The organism is Streptococcus sp. 1001283B150225_161107_H12, assembly GCF_015552665.1.
GTDB lineage: Bacteria > Bacillota > Bacilli > Lactobacillales > Streptococcaceae > Streptococcus.
In genome coordinates this window covers 31,197-55,831 of record NZ_JADNFC010000002.1, presented here as the reverse complement: position 1 = coordinate 55,831, position 24,635 = coordinate 31,197, and the positions used below count along the sequence as shown (strand labels likewise).

23 protein-coding genes are annotated in these 24,635 nt (G+C 41.3%); 11 read left to right on the top strand and 12 right to left on the bottom strand.

Annotated elements, in window-relative coordinates:
* Positions 1 to 38: 38 nt before the first annotated feature.
* The 11 genes from I2C87_RS03575 (at position 39) to I2C87_RS03525 (ending at position 13,201) form a co-directional block, all read left to right on the top strand.
* Complete coding sequence (locus I2C87_RS03575; RefSeq protein ID WP_195323980.1) at positions 39 to 866, top strand: alpha/beta hydrolase; 828 nt, start codon at positions 39 to 41, stop codon at positions 864 to 866.
* 39 nt (positions 867 to 905) lie between these two features.
* Positions 906 to 1,646: an esterase family protein gene (locus I2C87_RS03570; RefSeq protein WP_195323979.1), complete on the top strand. Its 741-nt coding sequence runs from the start codon at positions 906 to 908 to the stop codon at positions 1,644 to 1,646.
* A 21-nt stretch (positions 1,647 to 1,667) separates the two neighbouring features.
* Complete coding sequence (locus I2C87_RS03565; RefSeq protein WP_195323978.1) at positions 1,668 to 2,834, top strand: ATP-grasp domain-containing protein; 1,167 nt, start codon at positions 1,668 to 1,670, stop codon at positions 2,832 to 2,834.
* 208 nt (positions 2,835 to 3,042) lie between these two features.
* Positions 3,043 to 4,011, top strand: coding sequence for a thiamine pyrophosphate-dependent dehydrogenase E1 component subunit alpha (locus I2C87_RS03560; RefSeq protein ID WP_195323977.1), 969 nt, complete (start codon positions 3,043 to 3,045; stop codon positions 4,009 to 4,011).
* Between the two features lie 16 nt (positions 4,012 to 4,027).
* A complete protein-coding gene (locus tag I2C87_RS03555) occupies positions 4,028 to 5,020 on the top strand; it encodes an alpha-ketoacid dehydrogenase subunit beta (RefSeq protein WP_195323976.1) in 993 nt (330 codons plus the stop codon).
* A gap of 313 nt (positions 5,021 to 5,333) precedes the next feature.
* Positions 5,334 to 6,377, top strand: a complete 1,044-nt coding sequence (locus I2C87_RS03550; RefSeq protein ID WP_048789010.1) for a dihydrolipoamide acetyltransferase — start codon at positions 5,334 to 5,336, stop codon at positions 6,375 to 6,377.
* A 39-nt stretch (positions 6,378 to 6,416) separates the two neighbouring features.
* Positions 6,417 to 8,123, top strand: a complete 1,707-nt coding sequence (gene lpdA, locus I2C87_RS03545) for a dihydrolipoyl dehydrogenase (RefSeq protein ID WP_195323975.1) — start codon at positions 6,417 to 6,419, stop codon at positions 8,121 to 8,123.
* Between the two features lie 229 nt (positions 8,124 to 8,352).
* Positions 8,353 to 9,342 (top strand): lipoate--protein ligase, encoded by a 990-nt coding sequence (locus I2C87_RS03540; protein ID WP_014713327.1) that lies wholly within the window; start codon positions 8,353 to 8,355, stop codon positions 9,340 to 9,342.
* Between the two features lie 372 nt (positions 9,343 to 9,714).
* Positions 9,715 to 11,724, top strand: a complete 2,010-nt coding sequence (locus tag I2C87_RS03535; protein WP_195323974.1) for a DUF1430 domain-containing protein — start codon at positions 9,715 to 9,717, stop codon at positions 11,722 to 11,724.
* Position 11,725: 1 nt separating this feature from the next.
* The gene (locus I2C87_RS03530) at positions 11,726 to 12,352 is read left to right on the top strand and encodes an ABC transporter ATP-binding protein (RefSeq protein ID WP_195323973.1); all 627 of its coding nucleotides are present in this window, start codon (positions 11,726 to 11,728) and stop codon (positions 12,350 to 12,352) included.
* A 207-nt stretch (positions 12,353 to 12,559) separates the two neighbouring features.
* A complete protein-coding gene (locus tag I2C87_RS03525) occupies positions 12,560 to 13,201 on the top strand; it encodes a hypothetical protein (protein WP_061563968.1) in 642 nt (213 codons plus the stop codon).
* 83 nt (positions 13,202 to 13,284) lie between these two features.
* Here the strand turns inward: I2C87_RS03525 and xerS are convergent, their stop codons facing one another.
* The 12 genes from xerS to I2C87_RS03470 form a co-directional block, all read right to left on the bottom strand.
* Positions 13,285 to 14,355, bottom strand: a complete 1,071-nt coding sequence (gene xerS / locus I2C87_RS03520; protein WP_195323972.1) for a tyrosine recombinase XerS — start codon at positions 14,353 to 14,355, stop codon at positions 13,285 to 13,287.
* A gap of 895 nt (positions 14,356 to 15,250) precedes the next feature.
* The gene (locus I2C87_RS03515) at positions 15,251 to 16,234 is read right to left on the bottom strand and encodes an acetylxylan esterase (protein WP_195323971.1); all 984 of its coding nucleotides are present in this window, start codon (positions 16,232 to 16,234) and stop codon (positions 15,251 to 15,253) included.
* A 106-nt stretch (positions 16,235 to 16,340) separates the two neighbouring features.
* Positions 16,341 to 17,108: an alpha/beta hydrolase gene (locus tag I2C87_RS03510; RefSeq protein ID WP_195323970.1), complete on the bottom strand. Its 768-nt coding sequence runs from the start codon at positions 17,106 to 17,108 to the stop codon at positions 16,341 to 16,343.
* A 66-nt stretch (positions 17,109 to 17,174) separates the two neighbouring features.
* On the bottom strand, positions 17,175 to 18,746 hold the full coding sequence (ffh, locus tag I2C87_RS03505; RefSeq protein ID WP_024055635.1) for a signal recognition particle protein: 1,572 nt from the start codon (positions 18,744 to 18,746) through the stop codon (positions 17,175 to 17,177).
* Positions 18,747 to 18,763: 17 nt separating this feature from the next.
* Positions 18,764 to 18,979, bottom strand: a complete 216-nt coding sequence (locus tag I2C87_RS10025) for a 2-oxoglutarate:acceptor oxidoreductase (RefSeq protein WP_229046165.1) — start codon at positions 18,977 to 18,979, stop codon at positions 18,764 to 18,766.
* Between the two features lie 2 nt (positions 18,980 to 18,981).
* Positions 18,982 to 19,314, bottom strand: coding sequence for a putative DNA-binding protein (locus tag I2C87_RS03500; protein WP_003001435.1), 333 nt, complete (start codon positions 19,312 to 19,314; stop codon positions 18,982 to 18,984).
* 101 nt (positions 19,315 to 19,415) lie between these two features.
* Entirely contained in the window at positions 19,416 to 20,360 is a 945-nt protein-coding gene (locus I2C87_RS03495) for a 3-oxoacyl-[acyl-carrier-protein] synthase III C-terminal domain-containing protein (protein WP_048716006.1), read from the bottom strand.
* An 11-nt stretch (positions 20,361 to 20,371) separates the two neighbouring features.
* Entirely contained in the window at positions 20,372 to 21,640 is a 1,269-nt protein-coding gene (locus I2C87_RS03490) for a F390 synthetase-related protein (RefSeq protein WP_195323969.1), read from the bottom strand.
* Positions 21,618 to 22,433 carry an MBL fold metallo-hydrolase gene (locus I2C87_RS03485; RefSeq protein WP_195323968.1) on the bottom strand — a complete coding sequence of 272 codons (816 nt, stop codon included), beginning with the start codon at positions 22,431 to 22,433 and terminating at the stop codon, positions 21,618 to 21,620. The genes I2C87_RS03490 and I2C87_RS03485 overlap by 23 nt, the downstream gene beginning before the upstream one ends.
* Positions 22,408 to 23,385 (bottom strand): NAD-dependent epimerase/dehydratase family protein, encoded by a 978-nt coding sequence (locus I2C87_RS03480; RefSeq protein WP_195323967.1) that lies wholly within the window; start codon positions 23,383 to 23,385, stop codon positions 22,408 to 22,410. Before I2C87_RS03480 ends, I2C87_RS03485 begins: the two co-directional genes overlap by 26 nt.
* A gap of 229 nt (positions 23,386 to 23,614) precedes the next feature.
* Positions 23,615 to 23,848, bottom strand: a complete 234-nt coding sequence (locus I2C87_RS10020; protein ID WP_229046162.1) for a hypothetical protein — start codon at positions 23,846 to 23,848, stop codon at positions 23,615 to 23,617.
* Positions 23,849 to 23,889: 41 nt separating this feature from the next.
* Entirely contained in the window at positions 23,890 to 24,588 is a 699-nt protein-coding gene (locus tag I2C87_RS03470) for a GntR family transcriptional regulator (RefSeq protein WP_195323966.1), read from the bottom strand.
* Positions 24,589 to 24,635: the final 47 nt, after the last annotated feature.

The following is a 24,635-nucleotide window of genomic DNA, read 5'->3' as shown; positions in this document are numbered from 1 at the left end:
AATAAATAAAAATTTAGAATATAGAGAGTTTTCTGACAATGAATAAATCCTACTTTTATTTAGAGATGAAGACACACGAGTTGAAAGTGCTTTATACCGGAAAACTCCGTCGTGTGCGAGTCTTATTACCTAAGAATTATGAAACAGATACAGATCGTCGCTACCCTGTGGTTTATTTCCACGATGGGCAAAACGTTTTGTATAGCAAGGAAGCCTATGCGGGTCATTCTTGGAAGGTCATTCCAGCCATCAAGCGAAATCCAGACATTAGTCGCATGATTGTCGTTGCCATTGATAACGATGGTTTGCAACGGATGAACGAGTACTCTGCCTGGAAGTACAAGGAGTCCAATATCCCTGGTATGCAATTCGGTGGCAAGGGTGTCGAGTATGGGGAGTTTGTCATGGATGTCGTCAAACCCTTCATCGATCAAGAATATCGAACCCTTGCTGATAGAGAACATACAGCCATGATTGGATCTTCGCTTGGTGGGAATATCACCCAATTTTTGGGCTTGGAATACCAAGACCAAATCGGTTGTCTGGGAGTCTTCTCCTCTGCTAACTGGTTGCACCAAGAGGCCTTTGACCGCTATATCGAGCGGAAGAAGCTTTATGCAGATCAACGGATCTACATCTATGTAGGGACTGAAGAAGCTGATGATACGGATAAAACGCTGATGGCGGGAAATATCAAGCAAGCCTATATCGACTCATCCCTTCGTTATTATCACGATGTCATTCAACAAGGAGTGGCTTTGGAAAATATTGCTATTCGGATACAATCTGGGGCTATTCACCACGAAGAAGCCTGGGCTGAGAATCTTCCAGAATGCCTTCGTTTTTTGGCAGAAAAATGGGATTAATAGACTGTAAATAAAGAAATAAAGAGAAAGAGGGAATTTATGAATATTGAACATCTAAGCCACTGGAGTGGCCAGCTCAACCGCGAAATGTATCTAAACCGCTATGGACATGCAGGGATTCCTGTTGTGGTCTTTGCTTCATCAGGTGGGAGCCATAACGAGTACTATGACTTTGGTATGATTGATGCTTGTGCTCAGTTTATCGAAGAAGGTCGGGTTCAATTCTTCACCCTTTCGAGTGTCGATAGTGAAAGCTGGCTTTGTGATTGGAAAAATCCTCATGATCGAGCAGAGATGCACCGTGCTTACGAGCGCTATGTGATTGAAGAGGCCATTCCTTTCATTAAGCACAAAACGGGATGGTTTGATCCGATGATGACGACGGGTTGTTCTATGGGAGCCTACCACGCGCTTAATTTCTTCTTGCAACATCCAGATGTCTTCAACAAGATGATTGCCTTGAGTGGTGTCTATGATGCTCGTTTCTTTGTTGGTGAGTTTGGTGGTGACGAAGCGATTTATCAAAACTCGCCATCTGATTATATTTGGCATCAAAATGACGGCTGGTTTATTGACCGTTACCGTCAGGCGGAAATTGTCATTTGTACCGGTCTTGGCGCTTGGGAACAAGATGGACTTCCATCTTTCTACAAACTAAAAGAAGCCTTTGACCACAAAAATATTCCTGCATGGTTTGCTGAGTGGGGCCATGACGTCGCTCACGATTGGGACTGGTGGCGCAAGCAAATGCCTTATTTCTTAGGTCAGATGTATTTATAAGCTAAAAAGGAGGAGACCTCTATGAATTATCTTGTTATTTCACCTTATTATCCGCAAAACTTTCAACAATTTACCATCGAGCTGGCTAACAAAGGCATCACGGTCTTAGGGATTGGACAGGAGCCTTATGAACAGTTAGACGAGCCATTGCGCAATAGTTTAACAGAGTATTTCCGAGTTGATAACATGGAAAACTGGGACGAAGTGAAGCGCGCAGTCGCCTTCCTCTTCTACAAAAACGGGCCAATCGACCGCATCGAATCCCACAATGAATATTGGTTGGAATTGGATGCAGCGCTTCGTGAACAATTCAATGTCTTTGGTGCCAAACCAAAAGATTTGAAGAAAACCAAGTTTAAATCAGAAATGAAAAAACTCTTCAAGAAAGCTGGAGTCCCAGTCGTTCCTGGTGCAGTGGTCAAAGCCGAAAAAGACATTGACAAGGCTGTGAAGAAGATTGGGTTGCCATTGATTGCTAAGCCTGATAATGGAGTGGGCGCAGCAGCGACCTTCAAGCTTGAAACAGCAGAAGCTGTGGACCATTTCAAGGCAGAATGGGATGGCCATACCGAGTACTTCTTTGAGAAATTCGTCACTTCTAGCGAGATTTGTACCTTTGATGGTCTGGTCGATCGCGATGGTAACATTGTCTTCTCGACGACTTTTGACTATGCCTATACACCGCTTGACTTGATGCTCTACAAGATGGATAACTCTTATTATGTCCTTAAAGAGATGGATCCAAAATTGCGTCAATACGGGGAAGCGATTGTTAAAGCTTTTGGCATGAAGGAGCGTTTCTTCCACATTGAGTTCTTCCGTGATGGGGATGATTATATTGCGATCGAGTACAATAATCGCCCTGCAGGTGGCTTCACCATCGACGTCTACAACTATGCTCACTCGATTGATTTGTACCGTGGCTATGCAGCCATCGTAGCCGGAGAACCATTCCCAGCTTCTGACTTTGAGCCACTTTATTGCTTGGCGACTTCACGCCGTGCCAATGCAGCTTATGTCCTTTCTGAGGAAGAAGTCTTGGCCAAATACCGAGATCAATTCCGCGTGAAGAAAGATATGCCTGCAGCCTTTGCGGAACTTCAAGGGGACTACCTTTACATGTTAACAACTCCAAGTCGTGAAGAGTTAGAACAAATGATTCATGACTTCGGCCAACGCCATCAATAAAATATTCCGATAGGTCTTCCCTATCGGTTTTTTGTTTATCCATAATAAAAACAACTTTGTGAATCTTTTATATAACAGTTTGGGAATTCATATCTATCAGTATTCTAGACAGATTAGTTTGTGAAAGGAAATGAGCATTTATTTTGACAGTGTTTTCATAGTGAGATAGAATAAAATAGAATGAATAATTGCTTAGAAAGGCGAAATAATGGCAACATTAGATAAAAGTCTCTTATTGGAAATGTTCCGTAAAATGGAAGAAATCCGTCGCATGGACTTAAAAATTGCACAGTTAGTAAAAAAAGGGAAAGTGCCAGGAATGACGCACTTTTCTGTTGGGGAAGAAGCGGCTAACGTTGGAGCGATGTTGGCTTTGAACGAGGATGATCTGCTAACTTCAAACCACCGTGGACATGGACAAGCCATCGCTAAAGGAATCGATTTGAATGGCATGATGGCAGAAATCCTTGGTAAGTATACCGGTACTTGTAAAGGGAAGGGTGGCTCCATGCACATCGCCGACCTGGATGCAGGTAACCTTGGTGCCAATGGTATTGTTGGTGGTGGTATGGGGATTGCAGTAGGAGCTGCTCTTACTCAACAAATGCATAAGACTGGTAAGATTGTTGTCTGCTTCTTTGGGGACGGCGCAACCAACGAAGGTGTCTTCCACGAAGCAGTGAATATGGCTTCTATTTGGAATCTTCCGGTAATTTTCTACTGTATCAATAACGGTTACGGAATCTCTGCTGACATCAAAAAAATGACCAATGTCAAGCATATCCACGAGCGTAGTGCTGCTTACGGCATTCCTGGAATGTTTATTCCTGATGGAAACAATGTTATCGATGTCTATGAAGGATTCCAAAAAGCTGTTGAACACGTCCGCTCTGGTAAAGGTCCTGTCTTGATTGAAAGTGTCACTTATCGTTGGCTTGGTCACTCATCTTCAGACCCTGGTAAATACCGGACCCGTGAAGAAGTCGAAGAGTGGAAGAAGAAAGATCCAATCGAAAACCTTCGCAAGTATTTCCTTGAAAATGAGATTGCGAGCGCAGAAGAATTGGATCAGATCCAAGAAGAAGTAAAAGAAGCAGTGGAAGCTTCAGTGAAATTTGCGGAAGAAAGCCCATTCCCTCCACTCGAATCAGCTTTCGAAGATATTTACGCAGACTAAGGGGGAGTAGAGAATTATGGAAACTAAATTAATGTCTTTCCGCGATACCATTATCCTTGCTATGTCTGAGGAAATGCGTCGCGACGAAAATGTATTGTTGATGGGGGAAGATGTCGGAGTTTTCGGTGGAGACTTCGGAACTTCAGTAGGAATGCTTGAGGAATTCGGTCCAGAACGTGTTCGTGACTGTCCAATTTCTGAGGCTGCGATTTCAGGTGCGGCAGCAGGGGCAGCCATGACCGGACTTCGCCCAATCGTTGATATAACCTTCATGGATTTCTCAGTAATTGCCATGGATGCTATTGTCAACCAAGCTGCTAAAACTCGCTACATGTTTGGTGGAAAAGGGCAAGTGCCGATGACCGTTCGCTGTGCTGCTGGTAATGGAGTTGGATCTGCAGCTCAACACTCCCAATCTTTGGAATCATGGTTTACTCATATTCCTGGTTTGAAAGTTGTTGCTCCTGGTACGCCAGCGGATATGAAAGGACTTCTCAAGTCTTCTATTCGCGATAACAACCCTGTAATCATTCTTGAGTACAAATCAGAATTCAACCAAAAAGGTGAAGTGCCAGTTGATCCAGACTACACGATTCCACTTGGTGTCGGAGAAATCAAACGCGAAGGAACTGACGTCACTGTCGTAACCTACGGGAAAATGCTTCGTCGCGTGATGCAAGCAGCTGAAGAATTGGCAGAAGAAGGCATCTCAGTAGAAGTAGTAGACCCACGGACCTTGGTCCCACTCGATAAAGAGATCATCATTAATTCTGTCAAGAAGACAGGAAAAGTAGTCCTTGTCAATGATGCCCATAAAACAAGTGGCTATATCGGTGAAATTTCAGCTATTATCTCTGAATCAGAAGCATTTGATTACTTGGATGCACCGATCCGCCGTTGTGCGGGGGAAGATGTGCCAATGCCTTACGCACAAAACCTTGAGAATGCAATGATACCAACAGTTGAAAGTATCAAAGAAGCCATTCGTAAAACGTATAACAAAGAATAATACATAACATAAATTATGTAACATATTCGTGGTTTTATCTTTCATTTTGAAATAGAAAAAATGCGACATGAGTGAGTCGAATCGATGATATTCGACGAACGAATTAGTAAGTCTACTAGGTTGACCGCCTGATAGCGGCAACCGTAGCAACTTGAGATACGTGTGTATCCAAGTTGCTTGTAGAATTGAACTCGGGCTAAAGTCTGGGTGAAAAAGATAAACTTTCCTAGAAACTAAAGTTTCTTCGTCAAGTTTCCTATTTTCACTGAGACTTTTGACGCCCTTAGTATCTTATAATAGAATAGGAGAGGTCATGGCTGATGATAAGCTAAGAGCGACTCCTGCGGCTAGAAAATTAGCGGATGATCTTGGGATCAACCTCTATGATGTTTCTGGTTCAGGCGCAAACGGTCGTGTCCACAAAGAAGACGTGGAAACATATAAAGACACAAATGTGGTTCGCATTTCACCACTTGCAAAACGAATTGCTTTAGAACACAATATTGCTTGGCAAGAAATCCAAGGAACTGGTCATCGTGGTAAGATTATGAAGAAGGACGTCCTTGCTTTCCTTCCTGAGAATATTGAGAATGAGACCATTAAGTCACCTGCTCAAATTGAGAAAGTCGAAGAAGTTCCTGATAATGTGACACCTTATGGTGAGATCGAGCGGATTCCGATGACACCAATGCGTAAGGTGATTGCTCAACGGATGGTGGAATCTTACTTGACAGCACCAACCTTTACTTTGAACTATGACGTTGATATGTCTCAAATGTTGGCCCTTCGTAAGAAGGTATTGGATCCAATTATGGAGGCCACTGGCAAGAAAGTCACTGTAACAGATTTGCTTTCTCTAGCAGTGGTTAAGACCTTGATGAAACATCCATACATCAATGCGTCATTAACAGAAGATGGCAAAACCATCATCACTCACAATTATGTCAACTTAGCGATGGCAGTTGGAATGGACAATGGATTGATGACTCCAGTTGTCTACAATGCTGAAAAGATGACCTTGTCAGAGTTGGTCGTAGCCTTCAAGGATGTTATCGGACGTACCTTGGATGGTAAGCTTGCTCCAAGTGAATTGCAAAACTCAACCTTTACTATCAGTAACTTGGGGATGTTTGGTGTTCAATCATTTGGACCGATTATCAACCAACCAAACTCTGCCATCCTTGGAGTTAGTGCAACGGTTGAAAAACCAGTGGTTGTGAATGGTGAAATTGTCATTCGTCCAATCATGAGCTTGGGCTTGACCATTGACCACCGCGTTGTCGATGGAATGGCTGGTGCCAAATTCATGAAAGACTTGAAAGCCTTGATTGAAGACCCGATTTCAATGTTGGTCTAATCAACGAGAGAATAGAAACAAGAAAAAGAGGGAAATAAAATGGCCTTAGAAGTAATTATGCCAAAAGCCGGCGTAGATATGACCGAAGGACAAATCGTTCAGTGGAATAAGAAAGTCGGCGAATTTGTAAAAGAAGGAGAAGTTCTCCTTGAAATTATGACAGACAAAGTCAGCATGGAATTGGAAGCAGAAGAAGATGGGTACTTAATTGCTATCCTAAAAGGGGATGGAGAAACTGTTCCTGTTACTGAAGTAATCGGTTATCTTGGTGAAGAAGGGGAAAACATCCCAACCGCTGGAGCAGCTGCACCAGAAGCAAGTCCAGCACCAGCTGCAGCAAGTGCTTCAAACGATGACAATAAGAGCGATGACGCTTATGATATCGTAGTAATCGGTGGGGGCCCTGCTGGTTACGTATCTGCTATTAAGGCAGCTCAATTGGGTGGTAAGGTTGCTCTTGTTGAGAAATCTGAACTTGGTGGAACGTGCTTAAACCGTGGATGTATCCCAACTAAAACTTACCTCCACAACGCTGAAATCATTGAAAATATTGGTCATGCAGCAAACCGTGGTATTATCATTGAAAATCCAAGTTTCTCAGTAGATATGGATAAACTTTTAGAAACTAAATCTAAAGTTGTTAATACCCTTGTTGGTGGTGTTGCAGGGCTTCTTCGCAGCTACGGAGTGGATGTTCACAAGGGTATCGGTACCATTACGAAAGATAAGAATGTCTTGGTCAATGGTTCTGAATTGCTTGAAACGAAGAAAATTATTCTCGCTGGTGGTTCTAAAGTCAGCAAGATTAACGTTCCTGGTATGGAATCATCCCTTGTCATGACCAGTGATGATATCCTTGAAATGAACGAAGTTCCAGAAAGCCTCGTGATCATCGGTGGCGGGGTTGTCGGTATCGAACTTGGTCAAGCCTTCATGACCTTTGGTTCAAAAGTTACGGTTATCGAAATGATGGACCGTATCGTTCCAGCTATGGATGCGGAAGTATCTAAGAACCTTCGTCTAATCCTTGAACGCAAGGGTATGACCATCTTGACCGATACGAAATTGCAAGAAATCATTGAAGAAGATGGTAAACTCCGTATCAAGGTCGAAGGCAAAGATGATATCATCGCCAACAAAGCCCTTCTTTCAATCGGCCGTGTTCCAGACCTTGAAGGTATCGGTGAAGTCGAGTTTGAATTGGATCGTGGACGGATCAAGGTCAATGAATACATGGAAACGTCTATTCCAGGTATCTATGCACCAGGCGATATCAACGGTACTAAGATGTTGGCTCACGCTGCCTTCCGTATGGGTGAAGTAGCGGCCGAAAATGCTCTTAAAGGAAATCATGCTGTTGCCAAATTGAACTTGACGCCTGCAGCCATCTACACACTTCCAGAAGTTGCGGCTGTTGGTTTGACAGAAGAACAAGCTCGTGAGAAATATGATGTCCAAATCGGTAAATTCAACTTTGCAGCTAACGGTCGTGCTATTGCGTCAGATGCGGCTCAAGGATTTGTAAAAGTCATTGCAGACAAAAAATACGGTGAAGTTCTTGGGGTTCACATCATTGGTCCAGCAGCAGCCGAATTGATCAACGAAGCTTCTACCATCATTGAGATGGAAATCACTGTAGAAGAAATGCTTAAGACTATCCATGGTCACCCAACCTTCTCAGAAGTAATGTACGAAGCTTTTGCAGATGTACTTGGCTTGGCTGTTCACTCACCTAAGAAGAAATAATACTATTCTTTCAACTAAATTTTCTTAAAGTAGTACGGACGGCAGCGACCTCTCTTAGAGTTCCATGCCTAAAAATTGAGCTACCTGTCTCAATTTTTCCGAGAAATGTAACGAGTTATCGTTACATTTCTTTTTACTACTTCAGAAAATTCAAGTGAAATTCAAGTATTTCTGTCTAATGCTTATCTTACTATGAGTAGGATTTATAAAACGAATTTTTGGAATTACTATGAAATACATTATTAATTATTCAAATGATACTGCTTTTAATATTGCTTTAGAAGAGTATGCTTTTAAGCACCTCTTGGATGAAGATCAAATCTTCCTTCTTTGGATTAACAAACCTTCTATCATTGTTGGTCGCCACCAAAATACTATCGAAGAAATCAACCGTGACTACGTTCGGGAGCATGGGATTGAAGTGGTTCGCCGAATCAGTGGTGGTGGGGCTGTTTATCACGATTTGAACAACCTCAACTACACCATCATTTCAAAAGAAGATGAAAACAAGGCCTTTGACTTCAAGAGCTTCTCAACTCCTGTGATCAACACCTTGGCTCAGCTTGGAGTGAAGGCTGAATTCACGGGTCGTAACGACTTAGAGATTGATGGCAAGAAATTCTGTGGAAATGCCCAAGCTTACATCAATGGTCGGATTATGCACCATGGTTGCCTTCTTTTTGACGTTGATTTGTCAGTCCTTGCCAATGCTCTCAAGGTATCTAAAGACAAGTTTGAGTCCAAAGGGGTTAAATCAGTCCGTGCTCGTGTGACCAATATCATCGATGAGTTGCCAGAAAAAATCACGGTGGAAGAGTTCCGTGACCTACTTTTGGACTACATGAAGAAAGAATACCCTGAGATGACAGAATATGTCTTCTCGGATGAAGAATTGGCTGAAATTAATCGAATCAAGGAAACTAAGTTCGGTACCTGGGATTGGAACTATGGAAAGTCTCCTGAATACAATGTACGTCGTGGTACTAAATTCCCTAGCGGTAAAGTGGAAATCTTCGCTAATGTCATTGAATCAAAAATTCAAGATATCAAGATTTACGGTGACTTCTTTGGTATCGAAGATGTTGCAGCAGTAGAAGATGTTCTTCGTGGCGTTAAATACGAACGTGAAGACGTCCTCAAAGCCCTTCAAACCATTAATCTAGGCCGTTACTTTGCAGGTATCACTGCAGAAGAAATTGCTGAAGCAGTGGTGGAATAAAGTCGTAAGAGGCTGGGACAAAAGTCCTAGCCTCTCAATTGTCTTTGGATTGTCGAACAAGACGCAGTGGTTGAGTGGGCTCTACTACGCTGATTTCGTCAGCTTTTACAGCCCTACTCAACTGTGCGGAGGTGGGACGACGAAATCGAATTCTAGCGAACTACCGATTTCTGTCCCACTCTCTTTTTTGAAACTAGTTTCACATAGAAATTATTGTTTTACTAAGGATTTTGTAGTATAGTAAAGGTGGAAAAATGTATTCGATTACAAAAATATAAATATGATTTTTTAATACTCAGTAACCACTAAACGACGAAATTAATTGACTAGCTAGGTATTACTTTCCTTTTCTGCTTTAGAAAGTGTGATGATATGAAACGTGTCTTTATTATTTTATCAAACCTTTTCATCTCTAGCTTTTTGATTTGGATTGCCTTTATTTCTCCAAATACGGTTATCCACCGCAGTCTTCCGGTAGTAGGTGTGCTGAGACAAGAAAAGAGCGTCAAATATGAAGACTTATCTACCTCTTTAGATCTCTTGGCAAGGGAAAATCATAGTATAATTGCTCGTCAGATACAAAGAACAGATTCTAAAGGGCAGGTTGTTTTCACCTATGATATCTACGGAGAGGGAAAACTTCCTTCTGGAATTAAAAGAGAGAAGAAAGAACTGGCTGCCAATGAAAGCCTGGTAGTGAATTATTATGTATTAACAGGTGATTTAGAAACTGAAAAGCTGGATCAAACGCTTCATACTCTTGGTTTCTCACAAACTTTTATAGAGAAACCAAATCCTCTGCAGACCTTTATTGCCTTTTTTGGCTCAGGTTCACAATCACTTGCCTTGGTTATTTTTATCATTAGTTTTAGCGCTTTGACGATTATCCAGAAAACACTTGAAATGAGAAGCGCTGGGATTCGATATATCTCAGGAATGAGACGCTTGCAGCTTTTCGGACATTCTTTAAAAGATGATAGTATAGAGTTGCTTTTTGGATGTATTGCCACAAGTATAATGGGTGCGGTTCTGATTTATTCCTTTCAATTAACACCTTTTACCTATTCCGTCATCATTTCGAGTAGTATTATTTACAATGGGATGTTACTTATTTTATCTGCTATCTTATCCTTCCTCTTTGCATATAGTATTCAAACAATGCATTTAGTCACCCTTCTAAAAGGGAAAGTTCCATTAAAGCGCATTTTGCTCTTCCTCTTTATTTGTCAATTTCTTGCTGTCACACTAATTGGTCTTGCAGTTCATCGAATCAGTATTTATGGATCCGTCTGGCAAACTTACCAAGAGGGAAGTGAGGCTTGGTCTAAACAATCAAATTGGGTTCAAATTAGTACAAATCGAGAATATTTCTATCAGATTACCAGCAAAGAGACTATGAAGGAAAATGGTAAGAAATGGTCTAAGCTCATCGAGTCTGGTATTGAAAATGGTGGTCTTTTAGCTTATCATAATCTCGTATCTTTTAGCTCAAAAGGAGTTATGACGGATCCTAGTACAGGTAAAGAGTTTTCAATTACAGATTATGATCCTCTTGCACGAACTCTCTATGTAACTCCAAATTATCTTGATATTCAGAATGTTCCAGTTTCTCCTGAAGGAAAAGATCACTTAAATCATTTACAAGCAGGAGAATTTGGTCTCTTACTTCCGGAAAAACTAAAAAGTCGTGAAGAGGAGATGATCAAACGATATGAAGATTATCTATCTCCTCGAGATGATCAAGGGAACATCGCTTTATCGATGAAAGCACGGGTAACCTATCTTCCTAACAACCAAAAACGATTTATCTACAACAATACACCAATCAGCTATAAGCAATTCTTTACCGATCCGGTTTTAGTGATTGTTCAACCTGAAAGTTTTGGAGGCTACGAGAATCCTTATTTCACCCAACTAAATTCCTACCTTTATTTTAATGGACTTGAGAATAGTAAGAAGCTCGTTGCTGAGTATGATCTTGAAAAAAATGTTAGTCAATATGATTATGCGGCGTCTGTATACCAGCAGATGATCCAATCCATTCAATTAGAGAATCTCATTATCATTGCAGGAGGAATCTTTGCAATAGCTACTTCCATACTACTCTTTAACACCATGAATTTCCTCTATTTTGAAGAGTTTAGAAGACCAATCTTCTTGAAGAAGATTGCAGGTCTAGGATTTGTAAACATTCACCAAATGATTTTGCTTTCAGAAAGTATCCTCTTACTATTAGGAAGCCTCCTGACATTCCTTCTCACTCAAGAATGGTGGATTGCTCTTGCCACTCTCTTTCTATTTATTACTAATGCTTGGTTCATTCTCCTGTACCGGTCTCATAAAGAAGACCACTTGTTAGCCACTGTACTGAAAGGAGCCTAATATGATTAGCGTAGAACATTTAACCAAATCATTTGGCCAACGAACGGTCTTTCAAGATTTGAGCTTGCAGTTTACAGCTGGGAAAGTTTATGCTCTGATCGGAAATAGCGGGTGTGGTAAAACAACCTTGCTTAATATCTTGGCGAAGTTAGAGCCTTATGAAAAGGGGAGTATAAGCTATCAAGGGCAGGAACTGAAACAAATCAAACAGCATCACTTTTTTAAGCATGAATTAGGCTATCTTTTTCAAAATTTTGGCCTACTTGAAAACGAGACCATCGCTAAAAATTTAGATTTGGGATTGATTGGGCAAAAATTAACGAAAAAAGAGAAGAAGCAGCAAGAAGAAGAAGTACTCAAAAAAGTAGGACTGGCTTACCTTTCTCTGGATCAAAAGATTTATGAATTATCTGGTGGCGAGGCACAACGTGTTGCATTGGCTAAAGTTATTTTAAAGGATCCACCTTTGATTTTAGCGGATGAACTAACTGCAGCACTTGATCCAGAAACCTCTCAAGAGGTGATGGACTTGCTCTTGACGTTAAAGAGGCAAGATCGTTTAATCATTATTGCAACCCATAATCCAGTGATTTGGGAACAAGCTGACGAAGTGATAAGGCTCAACTAATCCATGGTTGAAGAATGGTAGGATCTTCTAGATTATCTTTTATAGCTATTCATGAGGTAGAGGCTGATGAAGAAAGATTCGTTCAAACAAAAATGTTTAAGATTTTTCATCAAAAGTTAGTTCATGACACGGCCTCTTTAATTGATATTCAAAAATAATGAGAGTAGAATATAGAGGAAATCTTAACAAAAAAGGGGATCATATTCAATGATGAAAATTCCAGTTGAAAATCTTGGTCTATTTGAACAGTTAGATCGTATAGTAGTGGCTTTTTTTAGCAAGCAACAACCTTCCAGTCCTTATGATTTGAATGTCAGTATTACACAAGGACACCTTGACCAGAAAAAGCAAGAGCTCGAACCATTAGGCTATCAAGCTGTCCAACTACCATTAGGAATGGCTTTAGATAATATCATCCAGCAACCTCATTATAAAAATTTAATCCTTGGTGGACTTGCTCCCGACGAAATTATAGTCAGCAAAGAAGAATTAATGCCTTTGAAAGATATTGTGGACAGTTTTTGTATTATGTACGCTGCAGCGAATAACAGACTGGAAAATAGTAAGGCTTATGAATTAATGAAAGATAAGACGGTTTATTTTATTGGTAAACTATTTACAGATTTTCCAAAAGCCGGTGATGAAATTGCTTATTTAGGAATTGATCGAATAGCGAGCGATGGTACACCATATGAAGCTGTTAAATGCTTTCTAACGAAAGAGAGTGCAGAGAAGTTCAATGGTGAAAAAAGACCTGTCACCCCTGCAAACTTGGCCTATCTAAAATCATTCTGGGGAAAACCAGTCATTATTGAACCACACCGTAATTATTGGATCGAATTTTTATAGAAAGTATAAAAGAGCGGTAGACATTCAAAAAATCTATCGCTCTTTTTAAAACTAATAAATTACATAATTTACGTTATGTAATTTTATAAACTATCCAAGGCATTTTTCTGCTCATCATTAACGATATGCGTATATAAGTCTGTAACTTGGGTGCTAGCATGTCCTAGCTGGTGGCTGACCAAGACCTGTGATTTGGTAGCATCATAGAGACGAGTTGCTAATGTATGGCGAAGCTTGTGGGGTGTCACGCGGACTTTGAAGTCTTCTGAATACTTGGCGACCATCTTTTCAACGCTAGAAGCATCGATCCGGTTTGGAACACCTCGATACAAGGTCAGAAAGAGAGCTGTATCAGTCTTTTCTGCCTTGTAACGTTTGTCTCGAATCGCGAGATATTGTTCTAGATAAGGCTTAGCAAAGGCAGCAACATTGACTGAGTCTCGTTTTCCACCTTTTCGAGTGACGTCAATGACCATCATCTTAAGATTGAGGTCACGAAGGTCTAGGTTAACGGCTTCAGAGAGACGGACACCAGAGGCAAGAAGGAGTGCGATAATGGCTAAATCTCGCTCTTTATTCTTATTAAAAGAGGATAAGGCGCGATTTGAGAGTGTTTGAGGGTACTCCTGGTCGATATAGTTAAGAAAACCTTCTGTTTCCTCACCTAAAAAGAGCTTCTGCTTGATATTTTCAGCTCGAGCAGCCAAGGTTTCTTTCTTTTTCTTAGTAGCAACCTTCTTCATGACATTACGGTAGAAATAAGGTTCCCCTTGCTCATTTTCAACTTCCTCAGTCAAATACTTATAAAGACTAGATAATGCAGAAAGGGTACGGTTAATAGTTGTTTGGGAAACACCGTTTTTTGTCGTATTGGCATTGAGCAGAGGACGTTCACGTAAGTAAAGAATAAAGGATTCCATGTCTTTCTTGGTCATGTGCTCCAGAACGTCTAAAGGGATATCGGCCATGGTGTCAGCATCCGATATACCAGATTCCAAGACCCAGGTGAAAAATCGATCATATTCCTTTAAGTATTCGTACAAGGTTGTAAAACTGTATGGAACGGCCAGTTTCGATTGGTAATATTCCAATACATACCAGGGCATGACTTGTTTGAGTTTATCAATCCGTTCTAATAAGATCTCGCGTTTCATGTTTTTCTCCAAATCTTTCTATACTAGTAGTATAGCATAGCCAGATATATTTTTCAAGAAAATTATAGTTTTTCGGAAAGATGTTATAGGGGTTATATAGGACTGTTCTTTCTATAACCAAAAAATGTTTTGAGCTAATCATTGTCAATTATGTACTTTATTTAAGGGAAAGCTAAAAATTTTTTCAATTATCCATAATCCAAAAAGGATAAACCATTTTCAGCTCCAAAATACACTTTAATCAAAAACCGACGTAAAAAATCCCTAGAGGACTGTTGTCTTCTAGGGATTTAGTGTATCCTTGAGCTGTTTATTCGACAATTTGATTATATTACGTGGGAGTTTATGTGTCAAAAATATCTCTTTATTTATTTTTTAGAACATGTAGTATGTATAAATTGCAATAATAGAAAGGATTAAGAAGATTAACAAGATAAAAATAATTATTTTTTTCATGATTTATTAATAATACTGACCCTTAGGATACAGTATACTCCTTTCTATGAAGAATTCTTATTATCCCTATCTTTATTATAGGTCTACAGCAATTTATATTCAATTATTTATATGTGAAAGTAGTTTCAGAATTTGAACTTTAAATTTTTTATTGTACATTGATTATCATTGAAAATAATGTTCAAATTAATTTCTCAGATTAGAGGATATTATGTACTAGAAAACATACAAAATACCACTCCAGAATAATGTACAAAACAAAAATAAAGCACACTCCTTAAAGAATGTACTTTATGCTTCTAATTCAGTTGTATCAATTGTTTAGCTCATGTTAAGTCAATTGTACATAAACTTTTAGTTTTCTTTCTATACTAGATCACTTATAAACACAATAAAATCAGCAAATCACATGGATTTACTGATTGTTTTCTTCTCTAACTTATTTTTCTACATATCGAAATGGAATCTTGCTACCACAGAGCCAATTATAGACTCGATCATTGACTTGAACGTTCATAGCTTCATGAGCATATTCTGGCATGATTAAATGCTCTTTTGGACATTCTAAGCGATTATAAATGGCAAACTGCGTTTCAGGATAACAGACATCATCATCCAGCCCTGTAATCATGTGAACCTGTCCTTTGATGCGATGGGCAAAGTTTTTTACATCAATATAGGCCAATGTCTGCATCAAACGATCTTCGGTTTCGTGGAATGGATCATGGAACTTGAAATAACGGAAAAGCTCGTCATAGGCCTCGCTGGTGTTCCCAATCTCTAATACACGTCTGAAATCCGATAAGAATGGATAAATGGCTACCGTTCGTTGTATACGAGGATTCAATCCAGCTGCCACAAGAGCCAGGGCACCACCTTGAGATGCTCCGTAGCTGGCAAGTTTGTTGTCGTCTACTTGAGGAAGGCTAGCTACAATTTCAATTAACTGGTAAAGATCTAAGTAGACATCCTTATAAAAGAGCTCATCCGGACCTTCCACGGCTCCGCGGATAATCTGTCCTTTTACCGTATTACCAAGTGGTGAACGGTCACCGTCTGTTGAATAGCCTGACTGCCCTCTTACGTCCATAGACACAACACCATGGCCGGCTACTGTATAAGCCAGCATATCAGCCCAATCCCAACAACGACCCATATAGCCATGAAAATGGAAAATGACGGGAACCTTTTGATCCGTTTTTGGAAAAACAACCCGCGCATAAACTAGTCCATCTCGTGTTCCTTTAAAGGTTAATTCATAACAAATCACATTTGGAATGCTGAAATCTCGTTCTTCGAGCTTGTATTCAGGAAGTTCAGTCATCTTTGCTAGGGCTTGATCCCAAAAAACATCAAAATCTGCGGGAAGCTCATCCCGTCCCTTGTAATCTTTCATTGTTTCTAATAATTTGGGATCTTTCATAAAATCCTCCTTAAGTATGTGTAATCGCTACCAAAAATGTACCATATTTACTTAAGGATTGCAAGAGACAAATAAAAAATTACATAACCGAAATTATGTAATTTACTTATAGATTCAAAAATAGACTTAATTGTTTCACTAGATCTGGATTAGTGGGTAAGGCTGAATGATGAGCCTTGCGTCCTTTTAAATTTACTTCTGTATAGGCTTGTTTCTCAAAAATAGATTGTGCTGCTTGTGCACTAGAAAGGGGGACGATCCCGTCTGATTTTCCAGCAAAGCTACCGACAAAGTTAAGGACCTCTACTTCTTTATCTAATCGATGCTTCCATTTTTGAAAATCGTCATACATTTCTTGATTGAATTGGTAAGGACTGCCAATAATAGCGAGCTTGCTTACGGTCAGCTTTTTCTTTTCTAAAAAGCCACTTTCCAATAAGCCAGTCAAAACTAGTCCACCATTGGAGTGCCCAACTGCCTTGAACTCTGTAAAATAATAGTGATCAAGAAGATAGGTTAAAGCGATCTTAAGGGATTCGATTTGCTGCTTGATATTGCTGTAGCCGTCTCGATTGTTCTCGAAGCCGATCACAATCATCGGATTCGGCTCTTTCGTATTCAGTCTTCCCTCCATCTCTATAGAATCATCTTTGTTGACTTTAATTTTTAAAAGACTTTGCTTTTTTCTAGAAAATCGATGGAGCATGCGGATGGTTCCGTTGAATCGCTGGATACTGGCTGAACTCCCAGGTACAAAGATAATCGGTCTGATGGGTGGTTTCTTTGACCCTTTAGGAAATTCAAAGGGCTTTCTGTGCGAAGAAAACAATCTTGTAAAGAAACGAATGACTTGTTGAATTAGTTTTTTTAACATCTTTCCTCTAGTAGTAGTTTCTAAAAGAACCCAGAACAGTGTGTTCCAGGCCCTTATTAGAAACGATTATTTCCGTTTTTTCTTATTTTTGCGCATTTGTTTGGCCATCTTGTTCATCGCCCGTTTCATCATGAATTCACCGGCTTTTCCTTTGAGACCACCACCAAACATTTGGCTCATATCAGGCATTCCAGCGCCTCCACCAAGAGCTGACAAGTCAGGCATCCCTCCTTGTCCCATCATCCCTTCAAGAGCAGACATATCAGGCATTCCACCAGGCATATTCTTCGGCATATTATTTGGATTGAGCCCCATTTGTTTCATCATCTTGTTCATATCGCCAGAGAGGACGCCTTGCATCATCTGTTTGGCTTGGTTAAAGTCCTTGATGAATTTATTGACTTCGACAAAGCTATTTCCTGATCCAGCAGCAATCCGACGACGACGGCTTGGATTTAACAAATCTGGATTTTCCCGTTCAGCTGGTGTCATGGATGATACGATCGCGCGTTTGCGAGCAATTTCTCGTTCGTCGACCTTGAGGTTCTTCATGGCAGGATTATTAGCCATACCTGGAAGCATCTTGAGCAGGTCTTCCATTGGTCCCATGTTTTGGACTTGGTCTAACTGATCGATGAAGTCGTTGAAATCAAAGGTGTTTTCTCGCATCTTCTCAGCGAGTTCAAGGGAACGTTTCTCATCGTATTCTTGAGAAGCCTTCTCGATCAGCGTCAGCATATCCCCCATACCGAGGATCCGACCAGACATTCGGTCTGGGTGGAAGGTTTCGATATCAGTGATTTTTTCACCAGTACCAGTGAACTTGATTGGTTTACCAGTAATCTGACGGACAGAAAGGGCCGCACCACCACGGGTATCCCCATCGATCTTGGTCAAGATGACCCCAGTTACTTCGAGCTGTTCATTGAACTCACGCGCCACATTGGCTGCTTCTTGACCGATCATGGCATCGACAACCAAGAGGATTTCATTCGGCTCAGCAAGGGCTTTGACGTCGCGCAACTCGCCCATGAGTTTCTCATCGATTTGCAGACGACCGGCTGTATCAATCAAGACATAGTCATTGTGGTTGGCTCTCGCCTGCTCCAAACCTTGACGTACGATCTCCACTGCAGGAACTTCTGTACCAAGTGAGAAGACAGGGACATTGATCTGCTGACCAAGCGTCTTCAACTGGTCAATGGCTGCTGGACGATAGATATCGGCCGCAATCATCAAAGGACGTGCATTCTCTTCCTTGACCAATTTGTTGGCCAATTTACCCGCAAAAGTTGTTTTACCAGCCCCTTGAAGACCGACCATCATGATAATGGTTGGAATCTTTGGAGATTTGATAATTTCTGCTGTTTCTGAACCCAAAATCGCTGTCAATTCTTCATCGACAATCTTGACGATTTGTTGGGCAGGGTTGAGGGTTTCGATGACCTCATGACCTACGGCCCGCTCGCGGACGCGTTTGATGAAGTCTTTTACAACTGGAAGGGCAACGTCGGCCTCTAAGAGGGCAAGACGAATCTCTTTAGTCGCCTCTTGGACATCTGCTTCAGAGATTTTCCCTTTCTTACGAAGATTTTTAAAGACGTTTTGTAAACGTTCGGTTAAACTTTCAAATGCCATTATTTTCTCCTATTTTTTCAATTCAGTGGATATCGTCCGAAATGTTGCAAACATTCTAGTTCTTCGGGTGTGACTTCTTTCATGATTTCATTTGGATATCCCCAACAGCTAAAACCTATTTGCATAGCCTTGGAGATATCATTGGGCGAGATAATCTGTAGTCGACTAGGAAATACTTCCTCTGCGACTAATAGTTTGCAAGGTATTCCTTGATAAATGACGAGACTGCCCATAATCACTCCCGATTGTCAATGCTTGATAAAATTTCAACCTGCTCTTGTAGAAAAGTATCTTCCGGATAGCGTTCTAAAATCTGATCAAAAATCTGGCTGCGTACAATGTAGTCAGAGTACATGTGCAACTTCATTTCATAATCCTCAAGAATCTTCTCTGTCCGCTTGATATTGTCATAAACCGCCTGACGACTGACCCCAAACTCTTCAGCAATCTCAGCCAAGCTATAGTCATCTGCGTAATAGAGCTCGATATAGTTCATTTGCTTGTCTGTCAAGAGCGCTGCGTAAAACTCAAAGAGCGCATTCATTCGGTTGGTTTTCTCAATTTCCATACCTTTCATTATATCAAAAAAGCCCGCCAAAGACTAGCGGGACTTCATGCTTTTTGCCTGTGTTTTTAGGAGTAGACACTATTTTTTATCTAAGCAAAGAATTAGATTTTCAGAGCTAACATATTGACCGTCATACCCGCTGCAGTTCCCATTAAGAAGATGGTATCTCCTTCTTTGACAAGGCCATGTTCCAGGGCGTAAGCTAGGCCAAAAGGTACAGCTACTGAAACCATGTTTCCGTAATCGCTAACAATGTTAAGATACTTATGGTCTGGTACCCCTAATTTTTCCATGACCAAAGGAAGGGCACGACTAGCTTGGTGAGGAATGATATAGTCTACATCAGCAAGCGATAGGCCGACCTTGTCTTGAAATTCTTGGAACATGTCAGGAATAACACGCGCAGATAGAAGCAAAATCTTCTTCCCCTTCATGTCAAACATGAAGTCGGTTTTGGTTGATTCACTATAATGTTTTGGGTGGTAGGCCGTTAAACCTCCCCGAATCTCTGTATCATGGGCCCCCTTAGACCAGGTCCGTTGAAGGCTTGCCATCACTCCTAAATCTTCTGTGGTACTTTCAAAGATAAAGGCAGCTGCCCCATCACTAAACAATTCATAGCTTTCTTTCTGCTTTGGATTAAGACCGAGACTTCCTACTTCACTTGACACAATGAGAACACGCTTGTACTCGCCACCTTCGATCAGATAAGAAATAGTACTAAGGGCTGAAATAAAGCTGGTACAAGTGGTGTTGATATCCATAGCGGGAATGGTCAAGTCCTTGGCAACCCGTTCATGAATCAGGGCTGCTGTACATGGAATCGGCTGAACCCCAACGGCGCTCGCTGAAACTAGGCAGTCAATATCTGCCATGGTCAATCCTGCCTGCTCTAGAGCCTGTTCAATAGCACGAGCAGCTAAGTCGATCTGAGATTCTTCATCTTCTTTTACTCGGTAACGTGTCTGGTCCTTAAAGATGACTTGATGCTTGGGTAAGGCTGTTCCATATCCTTTAATACGAACATGTCTTTGTACACTTGTCATAATGCTTCCTCCTATTTGTGAAGACGTTGTACGCGCTTGAGTTTGCGTGTCGTGTCCCATTGGTAGTCAATAAAAGTGAGTTTGGGCATGATAAAGCCCTTTTGATCTGCTAAGACTTGAAATTGGTTGAGGATAGCCACTTCTATATCAGGTGAACGTTTTCTTAGTGCAACCTGGACCTGTCCATCTTCAGTTTGAGTTACTTGATAGTCTTGAATCCCTTCGACAAAGAGGATACAACGTCGAATGAAGTCTGGATAAACCATCTGTAGCTCGCCGTCTGCTTTTTTGAAATAAAAGATATCGTCCGACCGGCCCTCAATTTTAGCAATCCTTGTAAAGACAGAACCACAATGGCAAGGCTCTGGATCCTCTACCAGAATATCATTGAGCCGGTAGCGGAAAATCGGCTGGCTACTACGTTTAAAATCGGTAATGATAGGATAAAAACGGTGGTCATCCAAATAGTCTTTTTCCACTGATAAAATGTCCTCGTTGAGGTGCAAGTTCCCCTCAGAACAGGTACAGGCTAAGAAACCTTCTGTCGCTTGGTAGACCTGATCGACCTTAGTCAAGTGAAATGCCTGACGGATGAGGTCCCGGTCCCGATCCTCTAAGATTTCAGCTACGGAAACGACCTTTTGTGGTTGAATCTGTAAGGCCTGATTCTCTAAATACTTGGTTAAATCCAATAAGGTAGAGGCTGGAGCTACAAGGATAGTCGGTTGGTAGTCATTCAAACGTTCTATATGCTCTTGGCTATCTTTGAAAATATCAAAATATTCTAAGCGAATCAAGGGAGAATTGATGGTTTGATAGAGCTCGTTATCAGCACGGAGGAAAAAGGCAATGCGGTGGCCAAGGAGCTTCCCTTTTGGAAGCATTTTAGCAAGAATAGCTGCTGCCCACATACTACGTTCCGTCTCTGTTGTGATAAAAATGCCTCGGTGGCCGGAGGTACCAGAGGAAAGCCCCACTGCCACTTCTCCTTGCATCTCTGTAAAATCACGAGACTGCTCCCCGCGAATGGCCATTTCAAGAGCCTGGTCCCGGTCGATTCCTTGGGTGTTTAACTCATTGAAATGCTCCATCATAAAGGTCTTGTCCATATAGCGGAAGTCCTTTGGAACGCCTTGAGCGAAATAGGGCGAATGTTGGAGTAAGAAGTCCTGGTACTTTTGCAGCTCTTTCTCTTGGTAGCGCTCGAGTTCCTCTCGGTTCTTAAAGCGGTGACCCCAACGAGTCTGACAAAAGGTTTTAAGAAAGGTCCATTTTTTCATCTAGTATCCTTTCTACCCGATCCATTGGATCATGGCTGACAAGAATATCGATTCCTTGATTTAACAAGGATCGCAAGAAATTGACGTTTTCTAAATAGGCCTCAACATTATCCTGAACTTGACTAGGAATCCAGCGCATCTGCTCTGTCAAGGGAAGGAGGTCAATCCCCCAGCAGAGATCAGCTCCGATAAACAATTGATACTCTGGAAGGAATAGGCAACCCTGTCCCTTAGCATGTCCATCATGAGAACTAAGAAGAATACTACCGTCTCCAAAGATATCCTCTGTTTCCGCATAAGGAAAAAGAGGGTTGGTTTCTTGAGGTTGCATAATTTTGACGGATTCTTCAAAATGATCCGGCATAAACTCTTTAAAAATTAAATCCTTGAAGCTGGGCTTTTGATAAACTTGATAGGCTCTCTCGGTGACCAAGAAGCGCGCCTTTTTGAAACAAGTCGCTCCTCCTAGATGATCTGGGTGAAAATGGGAGAGGATGACATAGGAAATGTCATCTGGTGAGATCCCAGTCGCTTGAAGTAAACAATCAATCTGATCTTCCTTCTTCATCTGCATAGGAGTGCCAAGGCGGTAATAAAGATAACGGAGTTTGCTTTTGATCTCATAATGATAGCCTGTATCGTAAAGAATATAACCGTGTTCTCGGTGTTTGAAGAGATAGACACCGGCTGGAAAAACCATCTTCTTTCTCTTCTGTCCCTTAAAGAGCAAGGCCAGATTGCTGGTACAATAGCCAGCAGGGAAGTACTTAATGCTTTCGATAATCTTGGACATACTGGGCAATTCCCTCCTTGATGGTGATGCGTGGCTCATAGCCCAACTCCTCTCTTGCTTTTGAAATATCAAGAGTCTGGCTATAACGCAACAGGTAGTAGGTATAGCGAGTTAATGGTGGCTCTCCTTTTAGAGGTAAGACCCGATAAAGAACTTCTATGCTCGAAGCTAAGCCACCTAGAAGAAAGGCCGGTAGCTTTTTATAACGAATAGGAAGTCCCAAGCCCTGCAAGGCTTCTTCGATTAGTTCCTTAAAGGGAGTCGGCTCGCCGTTGGTAATGTTGTAAACCTGGCCTTCTGCCCGATCTGCTCTCAGAGCCAAAGCGATGGCCAAGGCAACATTTTCGACACAGGTCATGTCCATCAATTGCTTGCCTTCCTTGATTAAGGGGATTCCAATTTTTTGGCTTAGCTTGAGAACACGAGGAAGAATGCTTGTATCCCCAACGCCAAAGAGCCCACGTGGACGGATGATGATGCTTGGAACATCCGGGTAAGCAGGAAACAGCTTCTCTGATAGGAGCTTACTTTTGATGTAGTTGTTTAAATGATTTTCAGCAGGAGCATCTTCTTCCTTGATATCGATTTGGTCTTTTGGAGCGGCGTAAATACTTGGTGAAGAAACATAGACCAAGCGTTTTATTTTATTAGTTCGACAAGCTTCTAGAACATGCTGGGTACCAAGGACATTAGCTTGGTAAAAACTCTCCCAAGGACCCCAAACAGTGGACAAAGCTCCAGCATGAACGACCATTTCAACGCCCTTGCAGGCCTCTTCTACTGCTTGCTTGGAACTCAGATCTCCTTTAAAGAATTCCACCTGGTCTGAAACCAAGCTTTGTCCTACTGCTTCATTCCGACCAAAAGCACGGACAAAGTAGCCTTCTGTTACTAACTCTTTTACCACATATTTTCCTAGAAAACCTGTTGCTCCTGTTACAAGTACTTTCATAGCGCCTCCTTTTTAACTAAGCGACGAATTTCTTTCTTTAAGATGCTGGTGGCATCATAGGTCTAGGCTCTCTTTTGGAGCTCTTTGAGTTGGGACCAGTCTTTTCTTGCAAGTAATTGCTCAAAGGCTTGAGCGATCTTTTGACTCTTGTCCTTGGGAGCTTGCAAGGTTACTCCTGCTTCTACTCCCCGAATAGCGTAATCATATTGGTCATAGTCATGCCGGAGGATTAAAGCTGGAATCCCATTTTTGATGCATTGAAAGAAAATCCCTGCTCCATCTGGTTTTTCATAATAGGGACAACAGTAAAGCCCATAACTTCTGCTACTTTTAGCTTTTGAGGCCCTGTAAAAATCCGAATCTCATAGTTAGGGTCATTCAATAATGGGGCTAAAAGCAAGAGGACAGGATAAAGGTGTCCACTTAGAGGCGCTGCAACAGCATCAAATTTAATTCGAGACATAAAAACTTCTTATGAAATTCACATAATATAATTTATGTAAATCAATTGTTTTCTAAGTAAAATTCAAACCGCTCTCCGACATATTGACTTTTTACATACTCGAAAGCGATACCATTATCAAAATAAGAAACCTGGGTCAAACCAAGGATGGCCTGTCCTTTGGGAATTTCTAAGTAGTGGGCGATCTTTTCTTTGGCCAATCGTGCATAGATAGTTTGTTGAGATTTGCCAATTCGATAGCCGTGCTTTTCCAAGGTTTGGAAGAAATGACTGGTCACTTCTTCTTTCTTGAAGTTCTTGATAAATTTCTCTGGGATGGAGGTAACTTCATAAACGACTGGTACACCATCCGCATAACGAACCCGTTCCATTCGAACAATTGTTTCAGTCTTGTCGATACCAAGCTTATCTACTTCTTGAAGGCTAGGAATGGTGCGTTTGTAGGATATAACCTGTGTAGAAGGTATTTTCCCTTGGGCCTTCATGATTTCAGTAAAACTAGTCGTCCCCCGCATCTTTTCCTGGACGCGCGTGCTAGCGACAAAGGTACCACTACCAACACGTCGCTCCAGTACTCCTTCTTCTACCAAGAGTGTAATGGCTTGACGGAGTGTCATGCGACTAACTTGGAACTTCTCAGCCAAGTCCCGCTCACTAGGGAGGCGCTGTCCAATTTTCCAGATTTTCTGGTCAATTTCGGCTTTAATTTGATCGTGAATTTGTATGTAAGCTGGAATCATCTTGCTACTCTTTCTGTGTGTTATAACCTATTGTAGCGCAATTTTGT